The sequence below is a fragment of the Acinetobacter lwoffii genome, assembly GCF_024129685.1.
GTDB lineage: Bacteria > Pseudomonadota > Gammaproteobacteria > Pseudomonadales > Moraxellaceae > Acinetobacter > Acinetobacter lwoffii_X.
Genome location: NZ_JAMXXL010000020.1, coordinates 62,107 through 68,106, shown reverse-complemented (window position 1 = coordinate 68,106; position 6,000 = coordinate 62,107). Strand labels below are relative to the sequence as shown.

At 43.1% G+C, this 6,000-nt stretch carries 4 protein-coding genes and 1 pseudogene; 1 reads left to right on the top strand and 4 read right to left on the bottom strand.

Annotated features, from left to right (window positions below):
• Positions 1 to 91: 91 nt before the first annotated feature.
• Together NI464_RS10650 and NI464_RS10645 are read right to left on the bottom strand one after the other, a co-directional pair.
• Positions 92 to 379, bottom strand: a pseudogene (locus NI464_RS10650) (multidrug transporter); the annotation flags it as partial.
• 145 nt (positions 380 to 524) lie between these two features.
• The gene (locus NI464_RS10645) at positions 525 to 971 is read right to left on the bottom strand and encodes a GNAT family N-acetyltransferase (protein ID WP_148334757.1); all 447 of its coding nucleotides are present in this window, start codon (positions 969 to 971) and stop codon (positions 525 to 527) included.
• Positions 972 to 1,377: 406 nt separating this feature from the next.
• Between NI464_RS10645 and NI464_RS10640 the strand changes: the two genes are divergently transcribed.
• Positions 1,378 to 2,445 (top strand): zinc-binding metallopeptidase family protein, encoded by a 1,068-nt coding sequence (locus NI464_RS10640; protein WP_148334758.1) that lies wholly within the window; start codon positions 1,378 to 1,380, stop codon positions 2,443 to 2,445.
• A 190-nt stretch (positions 2,446 to 2,635) separates the two neighbouring features.
• Here the strand turns inward: NI464_RS10640 and NI464_RS10635 are convergent, their stop codons facing one another.
• On the bottom strand, positions 2,636 to 3,805 hold the full coding sequence (locus NI464_RS10635) for a thiolase family protein (RefSeq protein WP_148334759.1): 1,170 nt from the start codon (positions 3,803 to 3,805) through the stop codon (positions 2,636 to 2,638).
• 83 nt (positions 3,806 to 3,888) lie between these two features.
• Complete coding sequence (locus NI464_RS10630) at positions 3,889 to 5,670, bottom strand: acyl-CoA dehydrogenase C-terminal domain-containing protein (RefSeq protein ID WP_168386890.1); 1,782 nt, start codon at positions 5,668 to 5,670, stop codon at positions 3,889 to 3,891.
• Between the last annotated feature and the right edge of the window lie 330 nt (positions 5,671 to 6,000).

Sequence of the window (6,000 nt, the reverse complement as noted above, 5' to 3'; positions counted from 1 at the left end):
AGTCGTTTAAATTCCCCATCATTAAATCGAGTTAAATTTTCATATTTCATGGGGCTAGTATAAACAATTTTTTACTTTCGCAAGAGATCTAATTTTTCTGTTTAAACAGCTGCACCATCAGGGCAGTTGCCAGAATCTGGCTGATGCCGGCAATCAGGATGTAGAACCAGTATTTCGGGGTGAAATGCACCACACTTTCAACTGGCTTGAAATAATACAGGCTACTCAGGTACAGCGCAGCAAATGGCAATCCAAAAATAAAGCGTGCCAGGGTGACTCCCCACACATCAACCGTGGTGCTAAGCTGTTTTTGAAAGGCATTACGCCAAGCCTGCATAAATGCAGCCATTAAAGTAAAAAAAATCCAGCTGAATGCCATCTACTGATCGCTATTACTACAAAAGTGAATTAATTCTATGCCTTAACAAAAGGACTGACTAATTAAAAATAGGATGCAGGCCGATAGCAGAAAGTTTGCCTTAATTTGGAAAGATTCCAGCGGAAAAAACAATTTTATTTTTCTCTTAAAAATCCCGATAATCCTTTCGCATCGGGATAAAACGGATTCCATGTTCTTCCGTATATTGTCCTGTTTCCACAAAACCAAAGCGCTTGTAAATATCCAAGGCATAAAGACTGGATTTTACCGTAATAATTGAATGGCCTTGACGGCGGATCTCGCTTTCTAAAAAGTGCCACATTTGCCGGCGGCCATAACCCTGCCCCTGATAGACTTGGTTCAGGAAAAAATGCATGAAGTGTGCAGGTTCCATATAAGCCACGACGCCTATCACCTGATGGTCAATTTCTGTCACAAAATAATGAATGTCCGGACGCTCGAAAATGGTCTGGATCATCTCAGGCTGAAAGCGCTGGCGACCTTCTTCCGAACTGATCACGGCATCGACAAAGGGTGCAATCACATCGACAATGGCACGAGTATCCTGAAGATTGGCTTTTCTAATTTTCATGTTTTTTTTAATTCCTCTTTATTAGCTTGCTCACATTAAAAATTTTTTATTCTTAAAAGTTAGCTGTTCTTGAATGGACTTCCCCCAAATTTAAAAACCGGTCGGAATATTTGGTAATATCCTTCAATACGCCTTGTCCGTGTTTTTAAGATGGCAACTCACTCTATTTAAAAATTTATTTATTTAAAAGCTTGTTTAACTATACTTTTTTATTAAAACAAAGATTCAATTAATGTTTCATTTAATATCAAGCAGCCTATATTTACAATTCATCCATATAGAATTTTCAATGAAATTTTTATGATGTTTCTTTATCAGGAAGAAATTTAGGTAGGCATTCTGAACCTTTTTTCGTGTTCATCATCGATAAACATTTTAGGTCGTTCGCTTCCCTACAGGGAGTTTAATGAAACATTTTGAATGTGCCGTCTGCAAGCAACAGCTGTTTTTTTACAAATCAGTTTGTGATCACTGTCTGTCACCGATCGGTTATATCGCTTCGGAAAAAGAGCTATGCGCATTCGAAAAACAGAGTGCTGAGCGATGGGTTCCAATCGCCAAAAACTACCAGCATGTCAGTTATAAACCCTGTCACAATTATGTAAATTATCAGGTATGCAACTGGATGATTCCCAGCGATGAAGATGAGGAATTTTGTGAATCCTGTCAGTTGACCCATGTCATTCCTGATTTGGAAAATTCCGAAAACCTGATTTACTGGTTTCGACTGGAAGAAGCCAAACGTCGATTCCTGTATTTGGCCCAGCGCATGAACATGATGCCACGCCCTAAAAAGTCTGAAGATGATCCATTTGGTCTGCGTTTTGATTTTCTCCTGCCCCAAGAAGATAAGCCTGTTTTAATTGGTCATGCCAATGGGGTCATTACCCTAAATGCAATTGAAGCCGATGTAGTTTATCGGGAAACTACACGTGTAAATATGGGTGAAAACTACCGGACTTTATTAGGTCATTTTCGCCATGAAAGCGGCCATTATTATTTTGCGCTCATGCAACATATGCATCCGGAATTGCTAGATGAATTCCGTCAGTATTTTGGCGATGAGCGGCAAGACTACAGCAAGGCACTTGAACGCCATTATAACGAAGGCGCACCAATCAACTGGCAGGAAAAGTATATCAGTGCTTATGCCACCGCCCATCCCTGGGAAGACTGGGCAGAAACCTGGGCACATTATCTGCATATGATGGAAACACTGGAAACTGCCTACTATGGTGGTATGCGTGTCGAAGGAAATGGCAGCTATCTGGCCAGTATGGATTTTAAAGAATGCCCGATTGGTGGACAGGATTTTGAACACATTCTAGAAAATTGGGTCACCTTGACCTTTAATCTGAATGCCTTAAACCGTTGTATGGGCCTGGAAGATGCCTACCCGTTCAAGCTGAGCGAAGCAGTAAAAGACAAGTTACGATTTATTCACCGGCATGTGCTAGAAAAAGTTTTTAAATAATTTAAAAAGTAATTTTTATAGTAAAAATATAGATGGAATCGGATCAGCAAAGTCTGAAAATATTGATTTTATTGTGTATTTTAAAAATTAATATGATTTAAAGAATCCCTGCTCCTGGCGAACCAAGAGCAGCAACTTTTGAATGAATCAGTATTGAGTTTGCTACCTAAATATACGATTTAGGATGGGCTTAAACCAGTTCCACAGCAATCGCAGTCGCTTCCCCACCACCGATACATAAAGATGCAATGCCTTTCTTGCCGCCAGTACGTTTTAAAGCATGAATCAGGGTCACAATGATACGGGAACCAGAAGAACCCAGTGGATGACCAAGTGCACAAGCACCGCCATTAATGTTCACTTTCGCTGGATCAAGTTTAAAGCCATCAATGGCCAACATGGTCACCATGGCAAAAGCTTCATTGATTTCCCAAAGATCGACATCCTGAGCATCCCAACCCGTTTTTTTCAGGACTTTTTCAATCGCACCAACTGGCGCAATGGTAAATTCTGATGGATGCTGCGAATGGCTGGCATAGGCCACAATATTAGCCAGCGGCTTTAAGTTGCGCTGCGCGGCAATTTCACTCGAGGTAATCACCAGTGCCGAAGCACCATCAGAAATGGAGCTGGCATTTGCCGCAGTAATGGTGCCGTCTTTTTTGAACGCTGGACGCAAGGTTGGAATTTTGTCAACCTTGGCATTTAAAGGCTGTTCATCCTGCTCTACTACCACATCGCCTTTACGGCTACTGACATTGACTGGCACGATTTCATCTTTAAAGAAGCCTTGCTGAACGGCCGTGACCGCTTTATTTAATGAGCCAATTGCATAGTCATCCTGCTGCTCACGGGTATAGCCCTTTTTATCCGCCATTTCCTGAGCAAGAATTCCCATCGACAGACCGGTTTCCGCATCTTCCAGACCTTCCTGGAACATGTGATCAATGACTTTTCCATGCCCCATACGGAAACCGGCACGTGCCTTGTCCATTAAATATGGCGCATTCGACATGGATTCCATCCCGCCTGCAACTACAATCTCTGCTGAACCGGCCTTGATCGCATCTGCTGCCTGCATCACGGCTTTCATGCCAGAACCACAAATTTTATTGATGGTGGTCGCACCAGTTGAATCCGGTAGACCTGCCTGACGCATGGCCTGACGTGCCGGACCCTGTTTTAAACCGGCTGGTAGTACGCAGCCCATGATCACTTCATCAATATCATTGGCCGCCAATCCTGCACGTGCCACTGCTTCCTTGATCACCACAGCACCCAAATCTGGCGCGGTACAGCTTGACAATGAACCTTGAAAGCCGCCCATCGCGGTACGTACTGCATCTACAATTACGATCATTTTAGTTTCATCCTTTTTCATCATTGTTATCAACCCTACATAGCCAAAGCGCTGTAGGGCTGGTCCTTCGCAATCATTGCGGGTTAAGCCTGTGCGGTAAAATAGTCTTCAGGCAACTGCATCACCAGTTCCGCACCGGCTTGAATACGTTGGATTCGTGCACTCAAATCCGGAAGTATTTTGGCCACATAATAGTTGGCCAGTACCAGTTTGTTCTGGAAGTAGCTGTCGTCTTTGGCTGCAGCGGCTTTGCTAATCCGCGCATACATATAGACAAAACTGAGCAGACCAACCGCATGTAAATAATCGACAGCAATCGCGTTGGCAAAATCAGGGTTCAGCTTAGACTGCTCGACGATGAATTTGGTGATATCTTCAAGTTGTTGGCAGGCTTCTAATGTCGCCGTTTTAATCGTCAATGAATCATCTAAATTTTGGGCAAATTCACGGATTTCAGCAATATATTCCGCGATATAAGTCCCATTACATTTGGTGGTTTTACGCCCAATCAGGTCAATCGCCTGCACGCCATTGGTGCCTTCATAAATCTGTGAAATACGCAGGTCACGAATACACTGTTCCATGCCCCATTCACGGATATAGCCATGACCACCGAAGCACATTTGCGCTTCCAGTGCAGAATCCAGTGCCTTGTCGGTCAAATAAGCTTTGGCGATTGGCGTTAACAGCGCCACACGGTCAGTCGCTTTACGCACCGCTTCAGGGTCGGTTGAGTATTTGGTGATATCCAGCTGTTGACCGACATACACCGCAAAAGCACGTGAAGCTTCATTGTTAGCACGTACATTGAGCAGCATACGGCGTACATCGCCATGGACTAGAATTGAATCGGCTGGTTTTTCTGGAGATTTTGCACCAGTTGATGCACGGCCCTGTAAACGGTCCGTCGCATATTGTGCCGCATTCTGGTAGGCAAATTCTGCTGCACCAATGCCCTGAATTCCCATAGACAAACGTTCGTAGTTCATCATCACGAACATGCCGGCCAGACCTTCATTTTCATTGCCAACCATATAGCCCTTGGCGCCGTCAAAGTTCATGACGCAGGTCGCCGAGCCTTTAATTCCCATTTTATGTTCGATTGAACCGGCAGATACTGCATTACGCTCACCCAGTGATCCATCTGCATTGACCAGGAATTTCGGCACAATAAATAATGAAATACCACGTGAACCTGCTGGTGCATACGGTGTTTTCGCCAGTACCAGATGAATGATGTTTTCACTCAGATCATGCTCACCGCTGGTAATAAAAATTTTGGTGCCGGTAATATTGTACGAACCATCTTCATTTGGTTCAGCTTTGGTCTTGATAATGCCAAGATCTGTGCCGGAATGTGGTTCAGTCAGACACATGGTGCCTGACCATTCACCCGTATAGAATTTTGGTAAATAAGTTTCTTTCTGTTCCTGTGAGGCGCGGTCATTGATCGCCATACCTGCACCCACAGTGAGTAGCGGATAAAGCATGAAAGATGGATTGGTGCTCCAGATCATTTCATCCGCCAGAACCGTGAGCATTTTCGGCATGTTTTGCCCACCCCATTCTTCAGGAGCACCCAAGCCTACCCAGCCACCTTCTGCAAACTGTTTAAAGGCTTCCTTGAAACCAGCCGGCGTAGTCACCTCACCGTTTTTAAACTGAGCACCACCTTCTTCATCAGCAGGACGATTCAGGTCAAGAATAACATTCTTGGAAAATTTGGCCATCTCTTCCAGAATTGCATTTGCCGTCGCCATATCTAAATGTGCAAAATTTTCATTACCTTGCCAAAATTGTTCCGCATGGAATACGTCATTTAAAATAAATTCCATGTCTTTTAGCGGCGCATTATAAATCGGCATTTTTAAATTCCTTAAAGGGTGATACTCAATCCTGTTGCCAAATATTTTCTAATTTTCATTAGAATCCAGACAGGCCATTTTAAAATCGTGATATCCAATTCCTGCAGTGTTAAATCTATATCTAGATTCATAAAGTTGCATTGAAAATCACGTCTTCATGTTCAGTATGAGTGACTGAATATGCCAGCTTAATATTGATCTACTTTCCGTACTAAACCCTGATGAATATGGGCTTAAAACAGTCAAAGAATCTAGCTTCGTGCGCTGAAACAATAAAATAATTATACTGAAAATGGAATTTTATTTAGCAAAGTTGATCTCTAGGGTTCA